Origin of the sequence: Chitinophaga horti, assembly GCF_022867795.2 — a bacterium.
GTDB classification, from domain to species: domain Bacteria; phylum Bacteroidota; class Bacteroidia; order Chitinophagales; family Chitinophagaceae; genus Chitinophaga; species Chitinophaga horti.
In genome coordinates this window covers 2,267,451-2,292,907 of the sequence record NZ_CP107006.1, presented here as the reverse complement: position 1 = coordinate 2,292,907, position 25,457 = coordinate 2,267,451, and the positions used below count along the sequence as shown (strand labels likewise).

Here is a 25,457-nt window from a genome sequence, read left to right as displayed (position 1 = left end):
CCATGAGCAGTCAGCAAATCAGAAAAGTAAAGAAAAGCGCGCTGGTGAAGCAACGCGACATCAGTGACTGTGCAGCCGCCTGCCTGGCGTCGGTTGCAGCTTATTACAACCTCGAAATGCCCGTAGCACGCATCCGCCAGTTCGCTTATACAGATGGCAAAGGCACGAATGTGATGGGCCTCATTGAAGCGGCAGGCAAACTTGGCTTTCAGGCCAAAGGCGTAAAGGGGCCATTCGAATCACTCCCCAATATTCCCAAACCGGCCATCGCACACGTTATTTTGAAAGGCGTTTTGCATCACTATGTGGTCGTGTACCGCGTAACGCCCGATGCCATTACCGTTATGGACCCGGCTGACGGCGAATTGCACAAGATGCGGCCGGAGGAGTTCAAACAAATATGGACGGGCGTATTGATCCTTTTGTTACCTGGCGAAACATTTCGGCCCGGTAATGAAAAAGTATCCAACCTTCAACGCTTCTGGTTCCTGCTAAAGCCACATCGCGCGGTCACCATGCAAACCATTTTCGGTGCAATGTTGTATACCATATTAGGACTGTCCACCTCTATTTACGTTCAAAAGATCGTCGACAATGTACTGGTAGAGGGCAATCGTAATTTGCTCAACCTGCTGGGCATTATCATGTTGTGCATACTCGGCTTACAATTATATATCGGTAGCCTGAAAAGCGTATTTGCGCTGAAGACGGGCCAGCAGATTGATGCCCAGCTGATACTGGGTTATTACAAACACCTGCTGAAACTGCCGCAACAATTCTTCGATACCATGCGTGTAGGTGAAATAACTTCGCGCATTAACGATGCGGTAAAAATCCGTGTATTCGTGAACGATGTAGCGGTGAGTCTTGTCGTCAACATCTTCATCGTTATTTTTTCTTTCTGTTTGATGTTCACCTATTACTGGAAGCTGGCGCTGATCATGCTGGGCATAGTACCGGTATATTACGTGGTGTACCGCATCAGTAATAATGTAAATAGAAAAATGCAGCGCAAGCTGATGGAAGATAATGCAGAATTGGGTGGACAGCTGGTAGAATCGCTCAACTCCGCCGGAACGATCAAACGGTTCGGGCTGGAGGAATATGCGAACGTAAAAACGGAATCGAAATTCATACAGCTGTTGAAAACCATTTACTACACGACACTGAATAACCTGTACATCGGCAACGCAGCCAGTTTCGCTACGAGTGTGTTCGTGGTCGTGTTGCTTTGGGCCGGCTCGCTGTTTGTGCTGGACAGGCAATTAAGCCCGGGCGAGCTACTATCGTTCTACGCGATATTGGGTTACTTTACCGGTCCGGCCATGAGCCTGATCAGCGCTAACAAAAGCATGCAGGATGCACTTATCGCCGCCGACCGTTTGTTCGAGATCATGGACCTGGAGCAGGAGGACACCGGCAATAAGGTGGTGTTAACACCGGAAATGGTCGGCAACATCCATTTCAATAATGTATCGTTCCGATATGGCAGCCGCACCGAAGTATTCCGCAACTTTAACCTGCAAGTCGAGAAGGGTAAAATAACCGCCGTAGTAGGGGAGAGCGGATCCGGCAAATCAACGCTCATGGCCCTTTTGCAGAACATGTATCCGTTGAAGGAAGGGCATATCCTGATCGGCAATTTGGACATCCGTTATATCGAGAATGAAAGCCTGCGCAGGCGGGTGAGTGTGGTGCCGCAGCAGATCGACCTGTTCGCCGGTACCATTCTTGAAAATATTGCGATCGGTGAATACGAACCAAATATGCAACGCGCGCTGATCGTAGCACAACATCTCGGATTGCTGGAGTTCATTGAAAAGCTACCAGATGGTTTCAATACCCGCGTTGGGGAGCATGGCGCCAACCTTTCGGGCGGCCAGCGGCAACGCCTCGCCATTGCACGGGCGATTTACCGCAATCCCGACATCCTGATCCTCGATGAAGCTACATCATCGCTTGACCCGGTAAGTGATCAATACGTGCAGCGCACCATGAAAGCGCTTCGCGACGGCGGCAAAACCATCATCGTGATCGCGCACCGGTTAAGTACGGTCATGAATGCGGATAAGATTGTTGTACTGCAGGAAGGCGTGATGGCGGAAGAGGGAACGCATAGCCAGTTAATGGAGAAGAAGGCTATTTACTCGCGGCTGTGGGAGCATCACCAGGGCGTGCTGGGATAATTACAAATGACTTGTTTTTTCATTGCCATAGAAAATCCCCGGCCAGCTTACTGACCGGGGATTGTTATTATTTAAACTTCGCTAACACCGTGTCGCCGGCCTGCAATTGCAGCATGCCCGCATCCACGCTGAAGGTGTTAACGCCGGACAAAGCAGCCAGGTACTCCGTTTCCACGTTATCGTCCATGCAGGCCATCTTCGTAGCTGCAAGCGGAGAGAAGATCAACTTTTCTGCGTTGATGGTAAAAGTACCCATCATGCGGTTACAACCGGCGAAACCAGATACGCGTGCGCCTTCTTTCTCAAATTTGATGGTCGGCAGGCGTTCCGCGGTAGTGTTCACCTGTTTGCCGTTCAGCTCCATCAGTTTCCACTCTTTTCCATACAAATCGGCTTCGGCAGCTGCTCCTTTTTTGGAGGATGCGCAGCTTCCCAATACCAATGCTGTTAAAGCGATAAACAAAGTTCTCATATCGATGCTGTTTTGGTTTAATAGATGCTATTGTAGTACGACTGCAATTCTCTTGCCATCTGGTCGTAAATAGGTCGCGTCATCTCTGTAAACAGCTGTTGCGGCGGCGGTGGCAGCATGTCTCTGCCCGTCATCAGCTTACGATCTTCATCGCTCAGCGCCCGTTCATCCCCCCGGAAGGTGCCGAACTGGTTTAACCAGACGAATTGTCCGGGTACACGGTTCGTGCGTAACAGGCGGCCATTGTCTACCTCCGTAATCCGGTAATCCATCATACCGCTGGAGGTAACCGTCTTTTTGGTCACGAACACCTTGGCTTTCACAATGCCCCAAACGTCCTTGTTAAACACTTTACCGGTGGAGTCGCGCTCCTTCGTTTGCCCTACCACCACTTCGCGGGAAACTTCCCTTTCGAGGCGATCTACATAGGTTTGACCGACTACGAAGTCATAAAACAAGAGTTCCAGGTAATGATCGGGGCGCAGCTTTTGTGCGCGGGCCTCTCTTTCATCTATAAACAAAACAAAACGGTCAAGGTTGCGTCGTTGCAAATCTCTCAGCAACACATCGCGAAACTGGTCGGCAGAAAACTGGAAGGACGGGCTGCGCATCTGCAACTGGCTGATGGCCACATAAATAGTCCCTGCGTTAAATGCCTCTTCGCGGCGTGCCTTCGCATCTTTATACTCAGGAACGAGTGCAAGGGTTGCATCAAATTCATGGAACGCCTTGCGGGCGCTGGCTTTATTATTTTCGCCCATTAACTGCAAGCCACGGTTATACCGGGCTTCCGCAGCGTTTTCCTGTGCGCCGGTGATGGCGGATGAATAATCTTTCGGCTTTACGATACGTAAAGCGGCGGGGGAGCTTTGGATATAATAATAGAGATTTTGCAACGCATTGTACTCGGCTCTTACTCGTTCCCATTTGAGGGCGTTGTTAGACACGAGGTGACTGTTTACATTCGCTTCATGCGTTTCCACGGCCATCTGGTAGGCGCGGGGCAGTAAAGCGAGTGATTTGCTGTCGTTCGGGCGCTTTTGCAGTTTTTTCACGAACAGGCGTACCGCATCATCGTATTGACCGCGATTGTACATCTTTTCACCCGACTTACAGGCGCAGAAAAAGACCATTAACAGGATGCCCAGGTAGCGGAGAGCACTGTATTTCATAGGATGTAGGTTTGTGATGTTATGCATTGGGGGGATGTAATTGATTATACCTTAAAGTTGCGGCGCAGCTCGCGGTCCGCCTCGCGTTGTTTGATCGAATCACGCTTATCGTGCAGCTTTTTACCTTTACCCAATCCGATTTCCATCTTCGCAATGCCCTTTTCGGTCATAAACATACGCAGAGGAATGATCGAATAACCTCTTTCCTTGATCTTGTTCTCCAGTTTCCGCAGTTCGCGTTTGGTAAGCAGCAGCTTACGTTCGCGTAAGGGATCATGGTTGGCGTAAGTGCCGTGAGAGTATTCGGCGATGTGCAGGCTTTTCACGAACAGTTCGCCCTTGGAGAAGTAGCAGAAGCTATCGTTAAAGCTTACGCGTCCACCCCTGATCGATTTGATCTCCGTGCCTGTCAATACCAGTCCGGCGATAAATTTATCTTCTATCGCAAACTCGAAAAATGCCGATCTGTTCCTTAATTCTGCCATCGTAGTAAAAAAAGAAAGGCCCATGTGTATACATGGACCTTTTCTTCAGTGTTTTATTTTGAGAAGAGCTCCAACAGCGTAGCTAAACGTTGTTTCAGTTCTTTTCTGTCTGTAATAAAGTCCAGGAAACCGTGGTCAAGCAGGAATTCCGCGCTCTGGAAACCAGCAGGCAGGTCCTTTTTGATCGTTTCCTTAATAACCCTTGGTCCAGCAAACCCGATTAGTGCGCCGGGTTCTGCGGTATTGATGTCGCCGAGCATCGCGTAAGAAGCGGTTACACCACCGGTGGTAGGGTCCGTCATCAGGGAGATGTAAGGCAATTTCGCATCCGCCAGCTGGGTGAGCTTGGCTGAGGTTTTGGCCATCTGCATCAGGGAAAAGGCGCTTTCCATCATACGGGCACCGCCTGATTTGGAGATGATCAGTAAACCCATACGGTTCGCGATCGCATAATCGATGGAACGGGCAATCTTTTCACCTACTACAGAACCCATTGAGCCGCCGATGAACTGGAAGTCCATGCAGGAAACCACGAGGCCGTAACCGTTTACTTTACCCGCACCTACACGCATTGCGTCGCTAAGGCCGGTTTTACGTTGCGCGTCTTTCAAACGGGCGTTGTAAGGCTTAAGATCTGTAAAGCCCATCATATCTTTAGGATAGATGTTGCTGAACAGCTCCTCGAACTCATTATTATCAAAAATGATCTCGAAATATTCCTTTGAATTGATGCGATTGTGGAAATTACACTTATCGCATACGTAGAGGCTTTCCTTAAGGTCCTTTACAGTAACGGTTTTTTTACAGTTCGGGCATTTGTGCCAAAGTCCGTCCGGTGCTTCTTTCTTCTCGCTCGTTGACGTCGAAATGCCCTGTTTGATCCGCTTAAACCAGCTCATACTTGCGTTTGTTGTGCTATTTGGTTAAAGAATAGTGGTGCAAGATACAATTAAATTCATTTCCCGTGCTTCCAACTTAAAGAAATAAAATCCAAACATTTATTTGAAAGGCCATTATATATGTGTGGTTTCAATTATTTCTGTAAGGTAAGGGTCATCAAAAAGCCCCATGCAAGGGTGTTGCATGGGGCTGGAATGTATTAATTGATTACGCGTTGCGGTTGATGCAGTTCAGATCTTTGAACGCTTCTTCCAGGCGGGCAACGAAAGTTTCTTCGCCTTTACGGAGCCATACGCGCGGATCGTAGTATTTCTTGTTTGGCTTATCAGCACCTTCAGGGTTGCCGAGCTGCGCCTGCAGGAAAGCTTCTTTAGCTTTGTAGTAGCCCAGTACACCTTCCCAGAAAGCCCACTGCATGTCGGTATCCAGGTTCATTTTGATTACACCGTAACCCAGCGACTCAGCAATCTGGTGTTTAGGAGAACCGGAACCGCCGTGGAATACATAATAAACTGGCTTGTCGCTGGCAGTTTTGAATTTCTCTTTTACGAAGTCCTGGCTGTTTTTCAGGATTTCCGGACGCAGTTCTACGTTACCCGGGCTGTAAACACCGTGTACGTTACCGAAAGCAGCAGCTACGGTAAAACGGGAGCCTACCTGGCTGAGGGTTTCGTAAGCATACGCTACGTCTTCGGGTTGCGTGTAGAGGAGAGAGTTTTCAACGCCGGAGTTGTCTACGCCGTCTTCTTCACCACCAGTTACACCCAGTTCGATTTCGATACTCATACCCAGTTTGTTCATTCTTTCGAAGTAAACTTTGGAGGTCTCGATATTTTCGTGGATTGGCTCCTCAGACAGGTCCAGCATGTGAGAGCTGTAGAGGGGCTGACCCGTTTGTTTTTTGAAAGTTTCACCCGCATCCAGCAGGCCGTCGATCCATGGCAACCATTTTTTTGCTGCGTGGTCGGTGTGGAGGATCACAGGTACACCATAGTATTTAGCTACCTCGTGTACGTGCTTTGCGCCAGAAATTGCACCGGCGATGTTCGCCTGCAGTTTATCGTTCGGCATACCCTTACCGGCAAAGAATTGTGCTCCACCGTTAGAGAACTGGATAATCACCGGAGAATTAACTTTAGCAGCGGTTTCCAATACTGCGTTCACAGAGTTGGTGCCCACTACGTTCACTGCGGGCATAGCAAAACCCTTGTCTTTTGCATCATTGTAAAGCGCTTCAAGCTCATCGCCGAATAATACGCCGGAAGTATATTTTCCCATAATAATCCGATTAGGTTAAAAATCTGGATGGCAAATATAAGCATCCGGATGAAGATTTCTAGTATATAAAAATTTCTACTGAGATATGCCATCAGCCTCCGCTATTATATTTACCTTCCCTTTTACACGACCAGAAAATGAAAACCGTCCTTTATATTTTTTTGGCCTTAGCCGGCGTTGTGCTCTATTTTAATGGTAAAGCATGGTGGAGGAAAGCATTTCCACCGGAGCAGCAATATGGGGTGGAGTTCAATAAAGAACGCGCCAAACGCCGTATGCTGTTGTTGCCCAGGTCCTGGAAATCGACCGACAGCACCGCCGACTCTCAAACCTGGTCTGCCGAAGAAACCACGTTCGACAAAGACACCGCCTACCGTAAATCCAAAACGATCCGGCTCGAAAAGGGGAGGATCGTATTTGAGGAAGACTGGATTGAAAGGTTCCGCAAAGACTCCAGCTTTAACGAGTACCTGGTATTCGGCTATCATTATGATAGTTTGCTGCCTCTACAGGTAAACTACAGCCGCACCGGCACGGCCCCTGTCAGCCTGAGCCGCTGGGAATCCGACAGCCTGATGCGCGTTTGGCATGTACGAAAACACCTTGACTAATTTTTCGCGCTGCGCGGAATTACGGCTATCTTTAGCACATGTTAATACTTGCACCCACGATTCGCATCCCCAGGGCAGGAGAGTTGTCGCACCGGGCAGATGGCCAGGAAGCTTTGGAAAAAAGGGCTCACGCACAGATCAAGGAAGGTTTTTTGGTAAGGATGAATGCTTCGCCTTTACTGCCTTTTCGCTTTGAGGCGAGTATTAACATCAATAATGACCGCCTCTGGCAGTTGTTTATTTCCCTCACAGAGTTTTTACCCGACACAGTTAGTTGCCACTACGGCATGGAAGACGCCACCAGCACGCTACCCATGAACAAGATGGAAGCACTCGCCGGCTTATACCCGCATAAAACCGCCCTCACAGAAGATGCAGCCCTCAGCTTCGGGCTGGTGCATAATGACAAGAAGGCGATGTACGAAATTACCGTTAGTCACACCAAATACATCCGCTTCTACGGCCGCGAAGAACGGGCGTTTGTCGATAAGATGAACATTTTTAAGCTGCCGGAATTTAAGCGGCTCGAGTTCGTGGACGAGTATCCTTACCTGGTAGAAAAGGGCAAATCAGATCCTAAAGCGGTGGTGAAGGCGCTGGATAAGGTGTTTGGGGTGTAAGGGCATGTCCGCTTACGGACGGCGTTTATACTAAAACCGGACAGGATAAGTTACGCGGCTTATTGATCATCAACCATTTATAAGATGGTATTAATTTGGAGCAACACGGGCAAACTGTCACAGCATGCTTCGTAACCACCTTGTCGCCGCCTGGCGCGCTGTCCTCAAACAGAAAACGAATACCGTCATCAATATTGCAGGCCTTACCCTTGGCATAGCCGCCTGTCTCATCATCTACCTCGTTGTCAAGAACGAACTTACTTACGACGCCTGGCATCAAAAGTCCGACCGCATTTACCGCGTCACCCTCAACGAGATCGATTTCAACCCGAGCGTGTCTACTTCCGTATTGCCGGCTATGTTGCGCGATTTCCCTGAAATAGAGCAGGGCACGCAAGTTATGTATATGAACGATGTAACCATTGGGGTTGATGCACAGCCTTTCGCCGACCGACTGATGTTGTGCGCCGATACCAACTTCCTGCGGGTATTCGACTACACCTGGCTAAAAGGAAACCAATCATCCGCACTTACGGAGCCCAACAGCCTGGTGTTGACTGAAACAACTGCCCGCAAATACTTCGGAGCCGAAGAACCGATCGGCCAAACCGTTAAGCTGGACAACCGCCTGGCATTAAAAGTAACCGGGGTGGTGGCCGACCCGCCCGCTAACACCCATATGCCTTTCCGGTTTTTATTGTCCTTGTCGACCTTAGGGAAGGACTTTAAAGATGATCCGTTCTTCGACATTCGCGGCGCCTATACTTATATTGTGTTGCCCGAAGGGCGAACAAGCGCAACGATAGAAGCTGGCATCCCTTCCTTTATTACCCGCAATTGGGGGGCAGATATTGCCTCCCGGACACGACTGCCTCTTCAGCCTTTGAAAGATATTCATTTCGATCAGCGGTACCTGCATAACAATATCAGCCCCACCGTTTCACGTACTACTTATGTAGCGTTGGCTGGCGTTGCCTTGTTCGTGCTCATCACCGCCTGTATCAACTTCATTAACCTGGCCACCGCACAGGCGCTTAAACGCGCAAGAGAGGTGGGTGTGCGTAAAACACTGGGCTCCAGCCGCACACAACTGGTAGCGCAATTTATGCTGGAAACGGGTATAGTAACAGGCATCGGCATGTTGCTGGCATTGGGATTGACCGCAGTATCATTACCGTCTGTAAGTGCATTACTGGATGTGAGCATTCGGGCGCTCGTTTTGTTCACACCGCAAATGATCATGCTGTTGCTGAGTGTAGGCCTGGTTGTAGTGTTGTTGGCCGGACTTTATCCTGCTTTCGTGCAGTCGTCCTTCGCGGCGGCCGTGAGCCTGAAGGGTAAAGTGAGGACAGGGGGCCTGGGCATGCGGAAAACGCTAGTGGTCACGCAGTTCGTCATTTCACAGGTGATGATCGCCGGCACGCTGATCGTTGCGCACCAGATGGATTATTTCCGAAACCGGGACCTTGGGTTTGACAAGGAGGCCGTTATTACGATGCGGCTGCCCGACACCGATAAACGTGTGTTACTGGCGCAACAGGTAATGAGTATCCCCGGGGTGGAAGACTATACGTTATCGGTCGGGGCCCCTACGTTTGGCGGTAGTGCTACGTATTACGAGCATCCGAACATGGTGAAGGGCGATGTAGCCGACATCAAAATGGTGGACGAACGTTACTTTGATATGTTCGGACTGCAATTACTGGCCGGCGAGCCCGTACGTGCGCTTCCGGAGGGCGACACTTCCCGTAGCACGGTGATAAACATGACGATGTTACGATCGATCGGCTACAAAATGCCGCAACAGGCGCTGGGGCAACGTTTCGTGTTAGGTGGTCAGTCAAGGCTGATTACCGGTGTGATCAACGACTTCCAGGAAGGTACGCGGCATAAACTTACGCGGGCCTGTGTGTTGTTTTATGACCCGAATAGGTTTTACAGCATCAGCATAAAGCTATCGGGCAAGAACATGCGCAACACTATTGCCGGTATTGAAAAGTCGTGGTCGGGCGTATTTCCTGACAATGCTTTCTCTTACGCATTTATAGATGATCATATCGTGCAGATGTACCGCCAGGAGCAGAAAGTGTATACGGCCTTCCGCATCTTCTCCTTGTTATCGATCTTTATCGGCTGCCTGGGATTGTACGGACTTGTGACTTTCGCCGCCGCTCATCGAACGAAGGAAGTGGGCATCCGCAAAGTGCTGGGAGCTTCGGCTGCGAGCATACTCGGCTTATTTGGTAAAGAATTTATGCTGCTGATTCTGGTGGCCTTTTTCATTGCTACACCATTAGCCTTTGTGATGATGCAACGCTGGCTGAACAATTTTGCTTACCAGGTAAACATTGGTAGCAGTGTGTTTATTATCACACTGGCCGCCACATTTGTTATCGCAGCTATCACCATCGCCCACCAGGCTATCAAAGCTGCGTGCATGAATCCCGCCAAAAGTCTCAAATCAGAATAAAGAAAATAGCCGGCCACACCACCATGCGGCCGGCCCTTTTCACGATGCATGATTCCGATTGATGCCTTACTTCACAGTTAACGTAGTGCCATTTACTTCGATCGTGTATTTAGCCAAAGCGGAAGTAGCCGGTCCGTTTACCACCGCGCCGGTGTTGCTAAAACGGCTGCCATGGCCGCAGGGCGAATTACATTCGATCTGGGAGGTCCCTGCATTGTAGGTGGATAAAGCGCAGCCCTGGTGTGTACAGGTACTGCTAAGTGCAGAAAAAGAAGCCGCGCTGTTGCCGGCCGCTATACGAATGAGGATAATCCCGCCGCTGATAATAAAGTCGCCGGGACTGGCAAGTTGATTGGCGAGATTAACGGTGAGTTTGGGATTCGTATTACCGCCGCCGCCACCACCGCCGGGATTATCGTCATTATCTCCTCCTTTACTGCAGGCTGCGAGTCCGCCGGCGCAGGCCAGGGCGATCGTTAAACTAACGTTTGACAGGAACTTCCTTCTTTCCATAATGTGCATTTTCAAATGCTTACGGTGCTTAAAGAAGGTGGGTTGCCTGTACGCCGCGCTACGATTTTTACCCGGTTACCGTTGCCTGTAGCTCCTTAAAATAATTGGGCGCATGCAGTAACCGGCTGCCATACCAGGAAAACATTTCCCCATCCACCAGTATAATACGTGCATTCGGTGCATAGGATTGCATCTCGGCTATATGTTTTTCCTTAAATGGATAAGGTTCCGAAGAGAGGAGGATCACCTTTGCGGCCTTCAGCGCATCGAGGTCGGCGATCGGGTAACGCGGATGGTTTGCATAAATGTTACTGAAGCCGCATTGCAACATCATCTGGTGAATGAAAGTATCACCACCGGCCACCATCCACGGCTCGCGCCAGATGAAGTAGGCTGCAGGCATGTTAATCTCAGCAGGGGTGAGGTTCGCAAAGCGTTGCCGTATTTGTTGAGAAAGCGCGATGGCCTGTGTTGCGCGATCTGTGATGCGTCCAATGCCTTCTATCATGTCGCAGGCTTGCGCGAGGTCATGAATGTCGCTCGTCCACACAGGAAAGTGTTGCATCAGCGCCTCCACCTGTGCTTTCTCGTTTTCTTCCTTATTCGCGATAACCAAATCCGGCCGCAGTTCGATGATCTGTTCGATATGCAGCTGTTTGGTGCCGCCAATGCGTGTTTTGCTGCGGAACCAGGCGTCGGGATGTATGCAGAACTTCGTGATGCCAATTACTTCGGCATCCAACTGCAAATCGAATAAAAGCTCTGTTTGCGAGGGGACCAGTGATATAATACTTGTAGGCGGAAAGGGAATGCCCACTTTCCGCCCGAGTTGGTCTGTAAATGTCTTATTTGCCAAGTGCCTGAATAATGTCGTATTTGGTAACGATATGATGGTTGCCGCTTTCGTCTTTGGTGAGTACTGCACCATTTTCTTTATTGATGAAGATGGTGAGTTTATCGATCGGCGTTTCGAGCCCAACGACGGGGAACGACGCCTGCATCACCTGCTTCACCGCTGCGTCTTTCAACTCCGGCTGGTCGATGAGGCGCGAGAACAGGCCGCTTTCGGAGATCGCACCCACTACCTCGTTGTTCTGCAATACGGGAATATGTTCAATGTCGAACTTCTTCATCTTGCCAATCGCGTCGCTTACTTTTTCGTCTGGATTCAGCGTTACGAGCGGCACGTTGCGGCGGCCATTCACGACGTCCTTCACGGTCTTCACATCCAGGAAGCCGCGCTCCATCATCCACTGGTCGTTATAAACTTTGCCTACGTAACGGCTGCCGTGGTCATGAAAAATCACGACTACCACATCCTCCGGTTTCAACAAATGTTTCAGCTGCACGAGTCCCGATACGGCAGAACCGGCGGAATAGCCAACGAAAATACCTTCTTCTTTGGTGATGCGGCGGGCCATTACGGCGCCATCTTTATCCGTCACTTTTTCGAATTTATCGATCACGCTCATGTCGTAGTTCTGCGGAACGAAGTCTTCGCCGATGCCTTCGGTGATGTAGGGATATACTTCACTCATGTCCAGCTCACCGGTTTCATGATACTTCTTCAGCAGGGAACCGTAACTATCGATCGCCCATACTTGTATGTCAGGGTTCTTTTCCTTGAGATATTTGCCGGCGCCGGTAACCGTGCCGCCCGTACCGGTAGCCACGATCAGGTGCGTGATCTTACCTTCGGTTTGCTCCCATATTTCAGGGCCGGTTTGTTCATAGTGTGCATCACGGTTCGCCAGGTTGTCGTACTGGTTTACATAAAATGCGTTAGGCACTTCTTTGGCCAGACGCGCTGCTACAGAGTAATAGGAGCGGGGATCTTCCGGCTCCACGTTCGTCGGGCACACAATAACTTCGGCCCCCACGGCCTTCAGGATGTCTACCTTCTCTTTAGATTGTTTGTCGGTCGTCGCAAAAATGCAGCGGTAACCTTTTACGATCGCGGCCAGCGCCAGGCCCATGCCGGTGTTGCCACTGGTACCTTCCACCAGCGTACCGCCGGGTTTCAGGCGGCCGTCCTTTTCCGCTTCCTCTACCATACGGACCGCCATTCGGTCCTTGATAGAGTTGCCCGGGTTAAAAAACTCCACCTTGGCCAACACGGTGCAAGGCAGCTCTCTGGTCACACTATTCAGTTTTACTAAAGGGGTATGTCCGATTGTTTCGAGTATGTTTTCACAGTATTTCATAACCTAATCGCTTGTTCAACGAATTTACGGGAAAGTTCTTTTATGAATTATATTTGCCACACATGAACCTGCAGAAGGAAAGGATTTTTATTACAGGCATTGGCACCGGCGTTGGTAAAACCATCGTCTCGGCCTGCGTTACGGAAGCATTAAACGCCGGCTACTGGAAGCCTGTACAGGCCGGCCTCGACGAAGGCACAGACACACAAACGGTCGCGTCGCTCATTTCGCGCCCGGGCGTGTGTCAGCCGGAAGCATATCGCCTGCAAATGCCCGCCTCGCCACACCTGGCGGCACGCTCGGAAGCGATGACTATTTCTCAGGCGCACCTGCTATCGCATGAGGCGTTGTCGTACGACGGACCGCTGGTGATCGAAGGTGCAGGCGGACTCATGGTGCCGCTGAACGATACACTGTTCACCATCGACTTCATCAAAGCATTGCATGCACGGGTCATTATCGTCGCGCAAAACTATCTCGGCAGTATTAACCACAGTCTGCTCACCGCCATGGCACTGCAACAGGCGAACATTCCGGTAGTAGGGTGGATATTCAACGGCGACACGCATACGAATGAGGCCGACATCGTTCGCTGGAGCCACCTGGCGCATATTGGCCGCGTTTCGCAGGCCAGCGTTCCGGATAAGGCTTTTGTGCAGGAACAGGCGGCACAACTAAGACCAGGACTGATCAAACACCTGCAGGCATGAGCGCACTGAAGAAAGACATCCGCAAACAATACCTGCAAAAGCGCATCGACTTGTTGCCCGAAACGGCAAAGATGCTGAACGGGCGGCTGGTGGAGCAGTGCAAACAACTGGACTACACTGGTGTACAGTATATACATATTTTTCTGCCCATCGCCGGTAAACTGGAAGCCGACACTTACGGCATCGTAAACTGGCTAAGAGAAGCACAGCCGCAGGCACATCTGGTAATTTCACGGTCCGACCTCAGCAACGGGCAAATGCTGCACTATCTTTGGGAAGAAAGTACCGAGATCGCGCTGAACCGCTTCGGCATTCCAGAGCCGGTAAACGGCCGCCTGATCACACCCGACCAGCTGGACCTGGTATTTGTACCGCTGCTGGCGTTCGATAAAAAAGGGCATCGCGTGGGTTACGGCAAAGGCATGTACGACCTTTTCCTCAGCCAGTGCAGGCCCGCGGCACGTAAAGTCGGACTCAGCCTGTTTGAGCCCGTACCACTCATTGAAGACACATACGAAGGCGACATCACCATGAATACGGTCGTAACGCCCGATCACATTTATCAGTTTACTACTAAATAATACTCCGTGTTGCGATATCTCAGCTCTATATTATACCCGTTCTCCTTACTCTACGGGCTCATTATGTGGGTACGTAACCGCCTGTACGACAAAGGCGTGCTGACCGCCGTAGACTTCGATCTGCCGGTGATCGCCGTGGGCAATTTATCTGTGGGCGGTACCGGCAAAACACCGCATGTGGAGTATCTTATCCGCCTGCTGAAAGATCATTTTCGCATGGCTACCCTTAGTCGCGGATACAACCGCAAAACAAAAGGTTTTTACCTGGCAGATGAATACAGCACTGCTGCGGAGATAGGCGACGAGCCCATGCAGTTTCACCAAAAGTTCCCCGGCATCAGCGTTTGCGTAGGTGAAGAGCGCATGTTGGCCATTCCGCAATTATTGATGGAAAGGCCATATATACAAGGCATTCTGCTCGACGACGCTTTTCAGCACCGCTCCGTAAAACCGGGTAAGAACATTATGATCACCGAATACAGCCGCCCGTTCTTTCGCGACCATGTAGTACCATTCGGCCGCCTGCGCGAGGGGAGAAGCGGTTACCAGCGGGCAGATGTGATCATCGTTTCCAAATGCCCTGACAATCTTGCAGTCCCGGAGAAAGAACAGTTTCTAAAAGACATCAACCCATTGCCGCACCAGCGGGTTTTCTTTACCAGCCTGCGTTACGGCGCATTATACAACATGCTCGACGGCGAACCTGTACACCTGGATGCCGGCGAAAATGTGCTCGTCGTTTGTGGAATTGCGCGTCCGGAGCCTTTGGTACAACATTTGCAGACTCGTTTTAGTAAAGTGTACCTGCTTCCGTTCCCAGATCATTATTATTACTCGAGGAAAGACCTGGAAAAGATGAAACTGGAACTGGAAAGAACGGAAGGAAGCCCGAAGATCATTATCACCACTGAGAAAGACGCAGTACGCCTCCACCTGCTGCGCGATATCATCAAGGAACTACAGCTGCCCATCGCTGTGCTTCCGGTCGAGATTTCCTTCCTGTTTAATGAAGCAGATTCATTTAATAATTATATTTTTGACTATGTAGCTGGCAGCGATCCAATTGCTCCCCTGGTCCAGGAGTAAGGGTATATATCGGCTGCATAAGAATCCCAAACAAAACGTTCGTGGCATTTGCTACGGACAAAAAGATGAAAAATGACTAAAAAAAGAAAAAAGGCGGCCACAGTCAGCATGAAAAGCAATCCATGCAGCAAGGTTCGAGAACTGGCAGCCAGAAGAAAACCTACAAAGGAACCATCGAAATAACCCGCTCGGGTATGGCCTTCGTTGTTGTAGAAGGACAGGCCAAAGACATCCTCGTTAAACAAAAGAACCTGAACACCGCATTAGATGGCGATGAAATACTCGTCGCAGCGATCAAGCAGGGTAAAGGTGCCGGCGGACGCGTAGAAGGCGTGGTAACGGAAGTCCTTAAACGAAAGAAAAGTGAATTTACCGGAACACTGGACGTGAGCAAAGGTTTCGCCTTTCTTGTGCCCGACAAGGGAACGTTCATGCCTGATATTTATATTCCTGCAAACACTTTGGGTGAAGCGAAGAGCGGCGACAAAGCCGTGGTACGCGTAGTTGCCTGGGGCGAAAAAACCAAGAAGCCTGTTGGTGAGATATTAGAGATCCTCGACGCCAGCGATACCAACGACCTGGCCATGAAGGAAATTCTCATCGAAAGCGGTTTCCCGTTAAGCTTCCCTGCAGAAGTGCTGGAAGAACTGAAGGAGATCAAAGAAGTCATGAGCCCGGAAGAAATTGCCGTACGCAAAGACTTCCGCGACACGCTCACCTTCACGATCGACCCGGTGGATGCGAAGGATTTTGACGACGCGATCTCGTTCCGTAAAGTACGGAATGGCGTATACGAAATAGGCGTACACATTGCAGACGTGAGTCATTATGTAACGCCGGGCACACAGCTGGACGTAGAAGCGGAGAAACGCGCTACGTCGGTGTACCTGCCAGACAGGGTGCTGCCGATGCTGCCGGAAAAGATCTCGAACGAATTGTGTTCCCTGCGCCCGCACGAAGACAAATTCACTTTCTCTGCGGTGTTTGAAGTAGATGCCAAAGGTAAAGTGAAGAAATATTGGCTGGGCCGTACGATCATTCACTCCGACCACCGCTTTACTTATGAAGATGTGCAGGAGATTATCGAGAACCAGACAGGTGCCGGCAAGTATGAAAAAGAATTGCTGCTGCTGAATGATATGGCGCAAAGCCTTCGTGCCGAACGTTTCAGGAACGGTGCTATTAACTTCTCATCGCAGGAAGTACGCTTCCAGCTGGATGATAAGGGCAAACCGATCGGTATCGTGGTGAAGGAAAGCAAAGAAGCGCATCAACTGATCGAAGAATTCATGTTGCTGGCGAACCGTACGGTAGCGCAACATGTGGCCAATATTAAAGTGAATAACCAAGAAGTGGCCTTCCCTTACCGCGTGCACGATGCACCGGATGAGGAAAAGCTGCAATTGTTCGCCATGTTCGCTTCCAAATTTGGTCACAAGCTGGATATGCATAAGCCGGAAACGATCGCGGAATCTTTTAATAAGATGCTGCAGGCCGCTCATGGCAAACCGGAACAACATGTGCTGGAAACTTTGGGTATCCGTACCATGGCAAAAGCCGCGTATACGACCGATAACATTGGACACTACGGCCTGGGCTTCGAGTTCTATTGTCACTTTACTTCCCCCATCCGCCGTTACCCCGACGTACTGGTGCACCGCATCCTGGCGCAGGTATTGGCGAGTAGTGTGAAAGAAGATAAATTGCTGGAGAAACGCTGTAAGCACAGCTCCGAAATGGAACGTAAGGCCATGGAAGCCGAACGCGCCGCCAATAAATACAAGCAGGTAGAATACATGCAGGAATTTATAGGAGAGGAGTTTGATGGCGTGATCAGCGGCGTGGCACACTTCGGCTTCTGGGTAGAAACCGTGGATACCAAGTGTGAAGGCCTGGTGAGCATTCATAACCTGTCGGAAGAGTTCATGCACAACGAAAGCGATTATTCGCTCGTAGGCGCTCACACCGGCAAACGTTACCGCATTGGCGACAAGGTGCGCATCAGCGTAGTATCGGCCAGCCTGGCTAAACGCCAGCTGGACTACGACCTCGTAGAAGAAGGCGTTACCCGTACCGCACCCAGTGCCAAACAACGTTCGGAATCTTCCCGCAGGGCAAGCCCGACCGCGACGGCAGATCGTCTTCCAAACGTGGCAAATTTGACCGCGACGAAAGAAGCTCGTCTAAACGTGGCAAACCAGACCGCGAAGAAAGGGCAGCACCCAAACCACGCAGGGAAAAAACGGACAAGCCTTTACCAGCCGATTGGGATAACTGGGACGTACCTGCCAAAGAAACACCGAAAGGGGAAACGGAAAAGTGGGGAGAATGGGACATTCCTGTAAACCCTGCGCCTAAGAAGGCTGCCAGCCGCGGTAAATCGAAAGAGCCGAAGCCGAAACCCGGCAGAAGTGGCAAAGAAGCTGCTGAAAAACGCGCTGCCTCGCGGAAAAAGAAATCAGAATAAGTAATTTTGAACCATATTACGCAATTGCATAGTATACGGACCTGTACATAACAGGTCCGTTACTTAATTTTAAAGACCACATGCATTCATTTAAAGAGTTAGCAGCGCAGTTTGAACAACAGTTCGGCAAACGTCAGTTCCCGGAAAGTCCGTCTACCCTTTACGACCCGGCGCAGTACATCCTGAGCCTGGGCGGTAAACGTGTACGCCCCGTATTGGCGATCATGGGCAATGAGCTGTTCGATGACATTCACCCGGATGCATTTCTCGCAGGCAACGCCATCGAGGTATTTCACAACTTTACCCTGGTACACGACGACATCATGGACAAGGCCCCGCTCCGCCGCGGCATGCCCACCGTTCACACCAAATACAACGAACCGACTGCTATTCTCGCTGGTGATGTGATGCTGATCCACACCTACGATTACCTCAACAAGATCCAATCAAAACATAAGCAGAAGATCATTTCCGTATTCAACAAAGCCGCCACTGAAGTATGCGAAGGCCAGCAGCTGGATATGGATATGGAAGGCATGCAGCCCGACCAGGTGAACTACGCCGACTATGTAAACATGATCGCACTTAAAACCTCCGTACTGCTGGCCGCCAGCCTGCAAATGGGCGCCATCATCGGCGGCGGCAGCGAAGGCAACCAGCAACACATTTACGGCTTCGGCAAAAACGTGGGCATCGCCTTCCAGATACAGGACGACCTGCTCGACGCTTTTGGTAATCCTGATAAAGTAGGCAAACAACAGGGAGGCGATATCCTGATCAATAAAAAAACCTTTTTGCTGCTGAAGGCCCTGGAGTTATGTACACCAGCGCAACGCACGCAAATGGATAAACTTATGTCCCTGCCGGCAGACGATACCTCCAAAGTGCCGCAAACCCTGGAGCTGTTCCGCGATTGTAAAGTGGACCAGTGGGCAGAGGAGCAGAAACAGCACTTCATGAAGATTGCCTTCGCCCACCTGGAAGACATTGCCGTGATGAGTGGCCGTAAAGCGCCGCTGCGCGAACTGGCCGACTACCTGCTTACCCGCCAGCACTAGTGTATTTGATTAATTATTATATTTGACGCCGGGCCAGCATAAGGCCTTACAACATTATCTATATCATCAACCTGTAACTGAGTCCAATGTCTAATTCGCTTTTCAGGAAAAAGTCACTTGCCAACATTATAAGCGACGCTAACGCCGGTGTGTCCGATGGTCATGGTACCAAAGGTCTCGACAAGGTGCTGGGCGTGCGCGACCTGACACTTATGGGAATAGCCGCCGTTATCGGTGCAGGCATCTTTTCCACCATCGGTCAGGCAGCCTATGATGGCGGCCCTGGTGTGATTTTCCTCTTCCTGATTACCGCTATAACCTGTGGATTCACGGCGTTGTGTTATGCAGAATTTGCATCCCGCGTACCCGTTGCAGGCAGCGCTTACACTTATTCTTACGTTACTTTTGGTGAACTCACCGCCTGGATCATAGGCTGGGCGCTGATATTGGAATACTCGATCGGCAACATCGTAGTCGCCATCTCGTGGAGCAGTTATTTCAATAACGTATTGGAAGGCATGAACATCCATCTGCCTGAATGGATGATTACCGATTATAAAACCGCCCAACATACCTACGAAGCCGCGCTGGCCGCTAATCAAAGCACCGAAGGCCTCGCCTGGACGACCGCACCGATGCTGGGCAACTGGCATGTCGTATTAAACATTCCCGCCTTCATCATCGTGATCCTCATTACCATCCTGGCCTATATCGGCATCCGGGAAAGTAAGAAGAGCGCCAACTTCATGGTAGGCTTAAAGATCGTCGTGTTACTCGCGGTGATCGCTGTAGGTGTTTTTTATATCAATACCGACAACTGGGTGCCCTTCACCCCGAACGGCTTCTCGGGCATCATGAAAGGCGTATCCGCCGTATTCTTTGCCTATATTGGTTTTGATGCCATTTCCACGACGGCAGAGGAATGCGGTAACCCACAGCGCGATATGCCAAGGGGTATGATCTACTCCTTACTGATTTGTACCATCATTTATATAGTCGTAACATTAGTGATCACCGGCATGGTGCATTATGGCGAGTTCTCCAATGTGAAGGATCCGCTGGCCTTTGTGTTCGAAAAGATCAACATGACGAAGATCGGGTACATTGTTTCTGTGAGTGCGGTAATTGCCGCTACCAGCGTGATCCTCGTATTCCAGATCGGGCAGCCGCGCATCTGGATGAGTATGAGCCGCGACGGACTGTTACCTAAACGTTTTGCGAAGGTGCATCCGAAATACCAGACGCCTTCTTTCAGCACCGTCGTTACCGGCTTCATTGTGGCCGTGCCATCGCTGTTCATTGAAAGTGGCATTGTGACTGACCTTACGAGCATCGGTACCCTCTTCGCCTTCGTACTCGTATGTGGCGGCGTACTGCTGCTGCCGAAGATCGAACATAAGGACGGCAAACGTTTCAACTTACCTTACATCAATGGCCGCTTCATCGTACCTGTACTGCTGGCGGCTTTCACCTATTTCTTCTGGAATAAGATCGTGGACAACTTCAGCCACCTTACCCAGGACTCACACCAGGAAATTCTCTTTATCGTATTCCTGGTACTGGCTTACATCATTACCCTTGTCACCATCCTGCGAAATCTTTCAGTGATACCGGTGCTCGGCATGCTTTGCTGCCTGTACCTCATGATCGAAATACCGGTAAAAAGCTGGTTCGTGTTCTTCGGCTGGATGGGATTTGGCCTCGTGATTTACTTCCTCTATGGTTTCCGGAACAGCCGTTTGGCGCAAAGGCAGGCCCAGGCTTAAACCCCGCTGCGGCGTTTATTGCAGATAATTTCGTAAATTAGGTTAAGCGCTCTTTGAACTTAAACTATATTTTATGAACATGCTGCAACGAATTGACCGTTGGGGTCAGACACATCATCCACGCTGGATAGATGGACTGAGAGTTCTGCTGGGACTGGTGCTCATTGCAAAAGGCATCCAGTTTATCGGCAATATAGATCAGCTAAACGCCACCATTCAACAACAGCCGTTTTTATCGGTGATGTCGATGTGGCTCGCGCATTACATCGTTTTCGCCCATCTCTGCGGGGGCATTCTCATTACTATGGGTTTGCTTACGCGGGTGGCAGTACTGGCCAACATTCCCGTACTGTTAGGGGCACTTATCTTCATTCAGACCGCTACTCCCTTGTTTAATGTACACACGGAACTCTGGCTCACTTTGGTGGTGCTGGCAGGACTGCTTTTCTTCATGGTAGAAGGAAGCGGGCCTATTTCCGTTGACCATTACATGGCCATGCATCCTGAAAAGAAAACAGATGCTGCGTAATCACTGATGGCAGACTGCAGGTTAATTGTTAATTTGCGCGTCCGGAGGGACACATCCTCCGACGCCGGTGGTGAAGTTTTGCCCGGCGGTTACAAATTGACAATTGATTATGAAGTACACTATAGGCGATACGATCCTGATTTTGCACTCCAAAGAGGAGGGAAAGGTGATAGACATCCTCAGCAACGACATGCTGATGGTAGAAGTGAAGGGCGTGACCTTCCCGGTATATTACGACCAGATCGACTTCCCGTATTTCCATCGTTTTACTGCACAAAAGGACATTTACGTACCAAAGCCCATCCGCGGCGAAGAGATCAAAAAGGAGAAACCGTTTCCCGTGAACCGGGAGGAGAAAGGCGTGTTCCTGTCCATCCTGCCGGTTTGGATCAACGATGGGTATGATGAACGCGTAAGCCTGCTGAAGTATCACCTGCTGAACGAAACGAAGCTCACCTATAACGTTCATTTCCAGATATTCCTTAACAATCGCCTGCACCTCGAAATCAAGAACGAGGTGTTGCCTTTTCAACACTTTTACCTGTCAGATCTGCTGTTCGAGCAACTGAACGACCAGCCAAGGTTCGACTTTAACTTCGCACTTAAACCAGCCGATCCAAAGATGGCTTTGAGCATCGATAAGAACTGGAAGGTGAAAGCAAAGCAGCTGTTCATGCAGCTGAACGACCTGAAAGTGAAGGAGCAGGCGACGATAAGTTATCTTTTATTTGAAAAGTATCCCGAGCGGGAAGATAACGAGCCCATGGTAAGCGCCAAACACCTGCAAACCGGCGTATCCGCCGACAACTTCCAGGCGGTAGCGGGCAGGTCTACCCAACCTAAGTACGAAATCGATCTTCACATTGATAAGCTGACGAAAGACTTTAAGAAGCTGAGCAACCTGGAGATACTCGCCATTCAGCTAAACGAGTTCCAGTATTGGCTGGACTTAGCCATGGCGCACCACCAGCACTCTATGGTCGTGATACATGGCGTAGGTAAAGGCAAACTGCGCGAAGAACTGCACGACATCCTGAAAGTAACGGGCGGCGTAAAACACTTCGTGAACCAATACCACCCGCTGTACGGCTATGGCGCTACGGAAATCTACTTCAAATAACGTATTTTTGCGCCCTTAACTACAAACCGCGCTATCGTGTAGTCCGCAAGGATTGCAAGGAAAGTCCGGACAGCAAAGGGCAATGCACCACCTAACGGGTGGGGGGCGCCGCCAGGCGTTTACAGAGAGTGCCACAGAAAATGACCGCCCCGGAGCGATCCGGGGTAAGGGTGAAAATGTGGGGTAAGAGCCCACGGTGGTGGCGGGTAACCGTTACTGCGGGTAAACCTTGCATGCTGAAATGCCATGTATACGGTCTATTAAGGGCGGCTCGTCCAATGACCGAGGGTAGGCAGATACAGGCGCCAGGTGACTGGCGTCGCAGATAAATGATAGCGGCCACGTGCAAACGGGGTACAGAATCCGGCTTACAGGTTTGTAGTTATTTTAAAAAGTCCGTTCGGTCAATGTTGCCGGACGGGCTTTTTTATTTTGAGCCGAACTTGCGGGGATAATACGCCAGTGTTAACATGAAGTACTGTTGCAGCACGTTCACCGTTCCCCGCACCAGGGTATTGTTATAGCCCTTGTTGATCACATTTGTGTTTTGCCGTAGCAGGTCCATGACCGACAGTTTACATTCCAGGTTTTTACCTTTCAGCAGCCGGTAAGCAACATTCGCATTCCAGATCGTAAAGCGGATAGGACTGCCGCCGTCAGAAGTAGTGGTATTGTAATTAAGGTTACTGCTCAGCACCAGGGATTTACTCATGACGAGGCTCGCATCCAGCGCAAGCACATTCATTTTATTGGAGAAACGTAATTCATTGGCCCCGGTTTGTGTTGACTGATACCAGGTGAGCTGGTCGCTGGCATTTACCTGTAAACGATCTGGCAGCGTGTAGCCGACAATTGATCCCGCTGTTCCCGAAAGGTTGCGCGAGTTATTGGCCAGGCCTTCTACGTAATTAGGCGTCAGGCTTAGGTTACCGTTGGTTTTCAGCGTGAATTGCAATTGATGCTGCTTCAATTTAAATGACCGTTTTACCTCGGTACCTGCGTTGATGAAACGTTGCTGATCGCCATTAACCACGTAGTAGCGACGGCGGCCTTCTTCATAAAAACTACTGTCCGCAAAGGCGTCGTGTACAATACCGGCAGCCAGTTCAACCGCTCCGTAAAAATCACGGCCCGCCTTTTCGCTGTTATGTTTGAAAGAGAAGGCCACCTCGTCCTTACTCGCCGGCTTTAACTGCGCGTTCCCCAATTGCAGGTTCCATATTTGCCCGCTATCCACCAGTGGCGCCAATTGGTCTATAGTGGGATACATCGCCGAAGACCGGTATCGCAGCTCCATGCTGCGCGACCACTCCCCATAGTTATTCTTCTGGTAATAGACCGAAGCATTCGGCGTAAAGCGCTGCCACCTGCGTTCCAACTGCTGAAACGCGCGGCCCGACTCATTCGCCATCCAATAATATTCTCCCTGCACGGCGAGGCTCGCGAGTAACCGCCGGTTATAACGTCCCGGGAAGGACTTGTAAAATTCTCTTCTGATGTTTAATGATGGCTGCCCGCGAAAGGTGCGCAAGTGATTTTTATTGGTGAGATAGGGATTCAGTATATAATGTCCCGTACCATCCCGGTCCGACACGCTATTGTCCTGGTGCAGATGATTTAACCATGCGGTATGCTGCACACTAAAGATCAGGTCTTTACCAGACCAAAGCCGCTGTAAGTCCTCCAGCCGGAACACGTAATTATGCGTCGACCCGCGTTTATCTTGCTGGTACCTGCGGTCATACGACACGTGCTGCGAAGGATCATCTGCCGCTACAAACTCACTTTGCTGCCAGCGCGCATTATCGTTGTTACGCAACGACAACGTGTAACTGGAATACACTTTCGGCAGCCATTGCTTCATCGTCATCCGGTGATGGTTGCTGTAATCCGCCCGGAAAGTAAGGTCTCGGGAAGTGTTGTGCGATTGCGAGGTGCTGTTGTTCGTACTTTGCAACAGCGTGTCCGTGGATAACAGGTAAGCCGCCCCACGTTCGGATATTTCGCTTTGGTTGTCTGACCACTTGAGGTTTGCATCCAGGTAGGTGTAATGCCTGGGGTTCTGATTAGTATGCGTAAACGTGGCGTGGTGATTCATTTCGCGGTTCAATTCCTTGTGCGCGGCGTCGAGTAGCTGAGTATTGCCTGCAGATAAAGCACTGACTGTTTGGGACTGTTGCTCCAGCACCAGCTGGTTGTTCGTCACAAAATAGCGGCTTGCCAACCGGTTCAGCTGGTTTTCCCGCTCCGGCACAAACTCATGGTCCAGCGAGATACCGCCGGTAAATGATTTCGCAATACCTTGTTTGTAGAAGTCCGGCAGGTAATCAATGACCGGGCTTACACTTTTGAAGGCCGCATTGCGGATAAGCGTGGTCACGTCGTTCGCGGTGCGATTGGTATTATTCCCTGCCCCTGCGAAAGCCAATTGCGTTTTGGGGCTAAACAAGTTCAGGTTGATTTCCGCCTCTTTGCGGTCGTCTGTTCCCAGTCCTGCACCGAGCTTCCCGAACAGGCCTGTTTTTTTATCTTTTTTCAGTTTGATATTCACCTCCGTATCCGAATGCTGCGGATTGTCCTTGTTCTTCGATTTCTCGTACACCTGTATCTTATCCACTACATTCTTCGGCAGATTTTGCATGGCGATTCGCGGATCATCGCCAAAGAACGATTTACCCTCGACGAGCACCCGTTTTACCTCACGGCCGTTGAGCGTGATCTTTCCATCGCCCCAAAGCGTCATACCGGGCAGGCGGCGAAACAGGTCTTCCACCACGGCATTCGTGTCAAGGGCAAAGGCATCCGCATGAAACTCAAGCGTATCGCCGTTCATCGTGACCGGTGGGATGGCCTTCACTTCAAACATGGCCAGGTCGGTGGTACGCCGGCGTAAGTCCGCGTAGCCGAGATCGAGCTTACGCCGGTCGGCGGGAATGATAAAACGTTGCTCCAGCGGCCTGTAACCCGTGTAACTGACGATCATCTTTAAACGCCTGCCCACGGGAAGGCCGGTAAAAATGTAACCGCCCATCGCGTCCGTAAGCCTGTAACTGATCAGCGATGAATCCCTCGTATCGTAAATAGCTACCGTGGCCGACGGCATCATATGTTGTTCCAGTGAATCGCGCACGATACCGTCCAGTTGTCCCACCAGCGTAGAGTCGCGCTGCTGGGCGAAGACCGCCAGCTGCATCAGTATGAATCCTATCGTAACGCCGAACTTTTTCAT

Annotated in this window: 21 protein-coding genes and 1 other RNA gene; 13 read left to right on the top strand and 9 right to left on the bottom strand. The window is 50.4% G+C overall.

Features of this window, described 5'->3' with window-relative positions; translation table 11 throughout:
* Positions 1-2: 2 nt before the first annotated feature.
* Complete coding sequence (locus MKQ68_RS09290; RefSeq protein WP_244843669.1) at positions 3-2,186, top strand: peptidase domain-containing ABC transporter; 2,184 nt, start codon at positions 3-5, stop codon at positions 2,184-2,186.
* 67 nt (positions 2,187-2,253) lie between these two features.
* Here the strand turns inward: MKQ68_RS09290 and MKQ68_RS09285 are convergent, their stop codons facing one another.
* The 5 genes from MKQ68_RS09285 to fbaA all read right to left on the bottom strand — a co-directional run bounded on the left by MKQ68_RS09285 (position 2,254) and on the right by fbaA (position 6,493).
* The gene (locus MKQ68_RS09285; protein WP_264283052.1) at positions 2,254-2,658 is read right to left on the bottom strand and encodes an META domain-containing protein; all 405 of its coding nucleotides are present in this window, start codon (positions 2,656-2,658) and stop codon (positions 2,254-2,256) included.
* Positions 2,659-2,675: 17 nt separating this feature from the next.
* The gene (locus tag MKQ68_RS09280; protein ID WP_264283051.1) at positions 2,676-3,830 is read right to left on the bottom strand and encodes a hypothetical protein; all 1,155 of its coding nucleotides are present in this window, start codon (positions 3,828-3,830) and stop codon (positions 2,676-2,678) included.
* A gap of 44 nt (positions 3,831-3,874) precedes the next feature.
* Positions 3,875-4,315, bottom strand: a complete 441-nt coding sequence (smpB, locus tag MKQ68_RS09275; RefSeq protein WP_244843938.1) for an SsrA-binding protein SmpB — start codon at positions 4,313-4,315, stop codon at positions 3,875-3,877.
* A 53-nt stretch (positions 4,316-4,368) separates the two neighbouring features.
* The gene (gene accD, locus MKQ68_RS09270) at positions 4,369-5,214 is read right to left on the bottom strand and encodes an acetyl-CoA carboxylase, carboxyltransferase subunit beta (protein ID WP_264283050.1); all 846 of its coding nucleotides are present in this window, start codon (positions 5,212-5,214) and stop codon (positions 4,369-4,371) included.
* A gap of 208 nt (positions 5,215-5,422) precedes the next feature.
* Entirely contained in the window at positions 5,423-6,493 is a 1,071-nt protein-coding gene (fbaA, locus tag MKQ68_RS09265) for a class II fructose-bisphosphate aldolase (protein WP_264283049.1), read from the bottom strand.
* Positions 6,494-6,630: 137 nt separating this feature from the next.
* On the opposite strand from fbaA, the gene MKQ68_RS09260 reads away from it, so the two are divergent.
* The 3 genes from MKQ68_RS09260 (at position 6,631) to MKQ68_RS09250 (ending at position 10,194) form a co-directional block, all read left to right on the top strand.
* Entirely contained in the window at positions 6,631-7,104 is a 474-nt protein-coding gene (locus tag MKQ68_RS09260) for a hypothetical protein (protein ID WP_264283048.1), read from the top strand.
* A gap of 38 nt (positions 7,105-7,142) precedes the next feature.
* Positions 7,143-7,724 (top strand): hypothetical protein, encoded by a 582-nt coding sequence (locus MKQ68_RS09255; protein WP_264283047.1) that lies wholly within the window; start codon positions 7,143-7,145, stop codon positions 7,722-7,724.
* A gap of 124 nt (positions 7,725-7,848) precedes the next feature.
* Positions 7,849-10,194, top strand: a complete 2,346-nt coding sequence (locus MKQ68_RS09250) for an ABC transporter permease (RefSeq protein WP_264283046.1) — start codon at positions 7,849-7,851, stop codon at positions 10,192-10,194.
* A gap of 66 nt (positions 10,195-10,260) precedes the next feature.
* Here the strand turns inward: MKQ68_RS09250 and MKQ68_RS09245 are convergent, their stop codons facing one another.
* The 3 genes from MKQ68_RS09245 to MKQ68_RS09235 form a co-directional block, all read right to left on the bottom strand.
* Positions 10,261-10,707, bottom strand: a complete 447-nt coding sequence (locus MKQ68_RS09245) for a QcrA and Rieske domain-containing protein (RefSeq protein WP_244843689.1) — start codon at positions 10,705-10,707, stop codon at positions 10,261-10,263.
* A gap of 67 nt (positions 10,708-10,774) precedes the next feature.
* Entirely contained in the window at positions 10,775-11,563 is a 789-nt protein-coding gene (locus MKQ68_RS09240) for a helical backbone metal receptor (RefSeq protein WP_255861626.1), read from the bottom strand.
* On the bottom strand, positions 11,553-12,848 hold the full coding sequence (locus MKQ68_RS09235; protein WP_264283045.1) for a pyridoxal-phosphate dependent enzyme: 1,296 nt from the start codon (positions 12,846-12,848) through the stop codon (positions 11,553-11,555). Before MKQ68_RS09235 ends, MKQ68_RS09240 begins: the two co-directional genes overlap by 11 nt.
* A gap of 125 nt (positions 12,849-12,973) precedes the next feature.
* Here MKQ68_RS09235 and bioD point away from each other — a divergent pair, with 125 nt between their 5' ends.
* The 9 genes from bioD to rnpB all read left to right on the top strand — a co-directional run bounded on the left by bioD (position 12,974) and on the right by rnpB (position 22,615).
* Entirely contained in the window at positions 12,974-13,621 is a 648-nt protein-coding gene (gene bioD, locus MKQ68_RS09230; RefSeq protein WP_264283044.1) for a dethiobiotin synthase, read from the top strand.
* Entirely contained in the window at positions 13,618-14,202 is a 585-nt protein-coding gene (locus tag MKQ68_RS09225) for a 5-formyltetrahydrofolate cyclo-ligase (RefSeq protein ID WP_244843700.1), read from the top strand. The genes bioD and MKQ68_RS09225 overlap by 4 nt, the downstream gene beginning before the upstream one ends.
* Positions 14,203-14,208: 6 nt before the next feature.
* Positions 14,209-15,288, top strand: coding sequence for a tetraacyldisaccharide 4'-kinase (lpxK, locus tag MKQ68_RS09220; protein WP_264283043.1), 1,080 nt, complete (start codon positions 14,209-14,211; stop codon positions 15,286-15,288).
* Positions 15,289-15,410: 122 nt separating this feature from the next.
* On the top strand, positions 15,411-17,633 hold the full coding sequence (gene rnr, locus MKQ68_RS09215) for a ribonuclease R (protein WP_264283042.1): 2,223 nt from the start codon (positions 15,411-15,413) through the stop codon (positions 17,631-17,633).
* Between the two features lie 202 nt (positions 17,634-17,835).
* Positions 17,836-18,813 (top strand): polyprenyl synthetase family protein, encoded by a 978-nt coding sequence (locus MKQ68_RS09210; RefSeq protein ID WP_264283041.1) that lies wholly within the window; start codon positions 17,836-17,838, stop codon positions 18,811-18,813.
* 86 nt (positions 18,814-18,899) lie between these two features.
* A complete protein-coding gene (locus tag MKQ68_RS09205; protein WP_264283040.1) occupies positions 18,900-20,579 on the top strand; it encodes an amino acid permease in 1,680 nt (559 codons plus the stop codon).
* Between the two features lie 73 nt (positions 20,580-20,652).
* Positions 20,653-21,108: a DoxX family protein gene (locus MKQ68_RS09200; protein WP_264283039.1), complete on the top strand. Its 456-nt coding sequence runs from the start codon at positions 20,653-20,655 to the stop codon at positions 21,106-21,108.
* A 109-nt stretch (positions 21,109-21,217) separates the two neighbouring features.
* Positions 21,218-22,228, top strand: a complete 1,011-nt coding sequence (locus MKQ68_RS09195) for a Smr/MutS family protein (protein ID WP_264283038.1) — start codon at positions 21,218-21,220, stop codon at positions 22,226-22,228.
* 18 nt (positions 22,229-22,246) lie between these two features.
* An RNA gene (gene rnpB / locus MKQ68_RS09190) (RNase P RNA component class A) lies at positions 22,247-22,615 on the top strand.
* A gap of 40 nt (positions 22,616-22,655) precedes the next feature.
* Here the strand turns inward: rnpB and MKQ68_RS09185 are convergent.
* Complete coding sequence (locus MKQ68_RS09185) at positions 22,656-25,457, bottom strand: TonB-dependent receptor (protein WP_264283037.1); 2,802 nt, start codon at positions 25,455-25,457, stop codon at positions 22,656-22,658.

Bases quoted from the DNA above. Each gene is read 5' to 3' on its own strand.
- MKQ68_RS09200 (WP_264283039.1), top strand. From the start codon at position 20,653: ATGAACATGCTGCAACGAATTGACCGTTGGGGTCAGACACATCATCCA.
- MKQ68_RS09210 (WP_264283041.1), top strand. From the start codon at position 17,836: ATGCATTCATTTAAAGAGTTAGCAGCGCAGTTTGAACAACAGTTCGGC.
- MKQ68_RS09225 (WP_244843700.1), top strand. From the start codon at position 13,618: ATGAGCGCACTGAAGAAAGACATCCGCAAACAATACCTGCAAAAGCGC.
- MKQ68_RS09205 (WP_264283040.1), top strand. From the start codon at position 18,900: ATGTCTAATTCGCTTTTCAGGAAAAAGTCACTTGCCAACATTATAAGC.
- MKQ68_RS09245 (WP_244843689.1), bottom strand. From the start codon at position 10,707: ATGGAAAGAAGGAAGTTCCTGTCAAACGTTAGTTTAACGATCGCCCTG.
- MKQ68_RS09290 (WP_244843669.1), top strand. From the start codon at position 3: ATGAGCAGTCAGCAAATCAGAAAAGTAAAGAAAAGCGCGCTGGTGAAG.
- MKQ68_RS09260 (WP_264283048.1), top strand. From the start codon at position 6,631: ATGAAAACCGTCCTTTATATTTTTTTGGCCTTAGCCGGCGTTGTGCTC.
- bioD (WP_264283044.1), top strand. From the start codon at position 12,974: ATGAACCTGCAGAAGGAAAGGATTTTTATTACAGGCATTGGCACCGGC.
- rnr (WP_264283042.1), top strand. From the start codon at position 15,411: ATGCAGCAAGGTTCGAGAACTGGCAGCCAGAAGAAAACCTACAAAGGA.
- MKQ68_RS09280 (WP_264283051.1), bottom strand. From the start codon at position 3,830: ATGAAATACAGTGCTCTCCGCTACCTGGGCATCCTGTTAATGGTCTTT.
- smpB (WP_244843938.1), bottom strand. From the start codon at position 4,315: ATGGCAGAATTAAGGAACAGATCGGCATTTTTCGAGTTTGCGATAGAA.
- MKQ68_RS09255 (WP_264283047.1), top strand. From the start codon at position 7,143: ATGTTAATACTTGCACCCACGATTCGCATCCCCAGGGCAGGAGAGTTG.
- MKQ68_RS09185 (WP_264283037.1), bottom strand. From the start codon at position 25,457: ATGAAAAAGTTCGGCGTTACGATAGGATTCATACTGATGCAGCTGGCG.
- fbaA (WP_264283049.1), bottom strand. From the start codon at position 6,493: ATGGGAAAATATACTTCCGGCGTATTATTCGGCGATGAGCTTGAAGCG.
- MKQ68_RS09285 (WP_264283052.1), bottom strand. From the start codon at position 2,658: ATGAGAACTTTGTTTATCGCTTTAACAGCATTGGTATTGGGAAGCTGC.
- MKQ68_RS09195 (WP_264283038.1), top strand. From the start codon at position 21,218: ATGAAGTACACTATAGGCGATACGATCCTGATTTTGCACTCCAAAGAG.
- accD (WP_264283050.1), bottom strand. From the start codon at position 5,214: ATGAGCTGGTTTAAGCGGATCAAACAGGGCATTTCGACGTCAACGAGC.
- MKQ68_RS09250 (WP_264283046.1), top strand. From the start codon at position 7,849: ATGCTTCGTAACCACCTTGTCGCCGCCTGGCGCGCTGTCCTCAAACAG.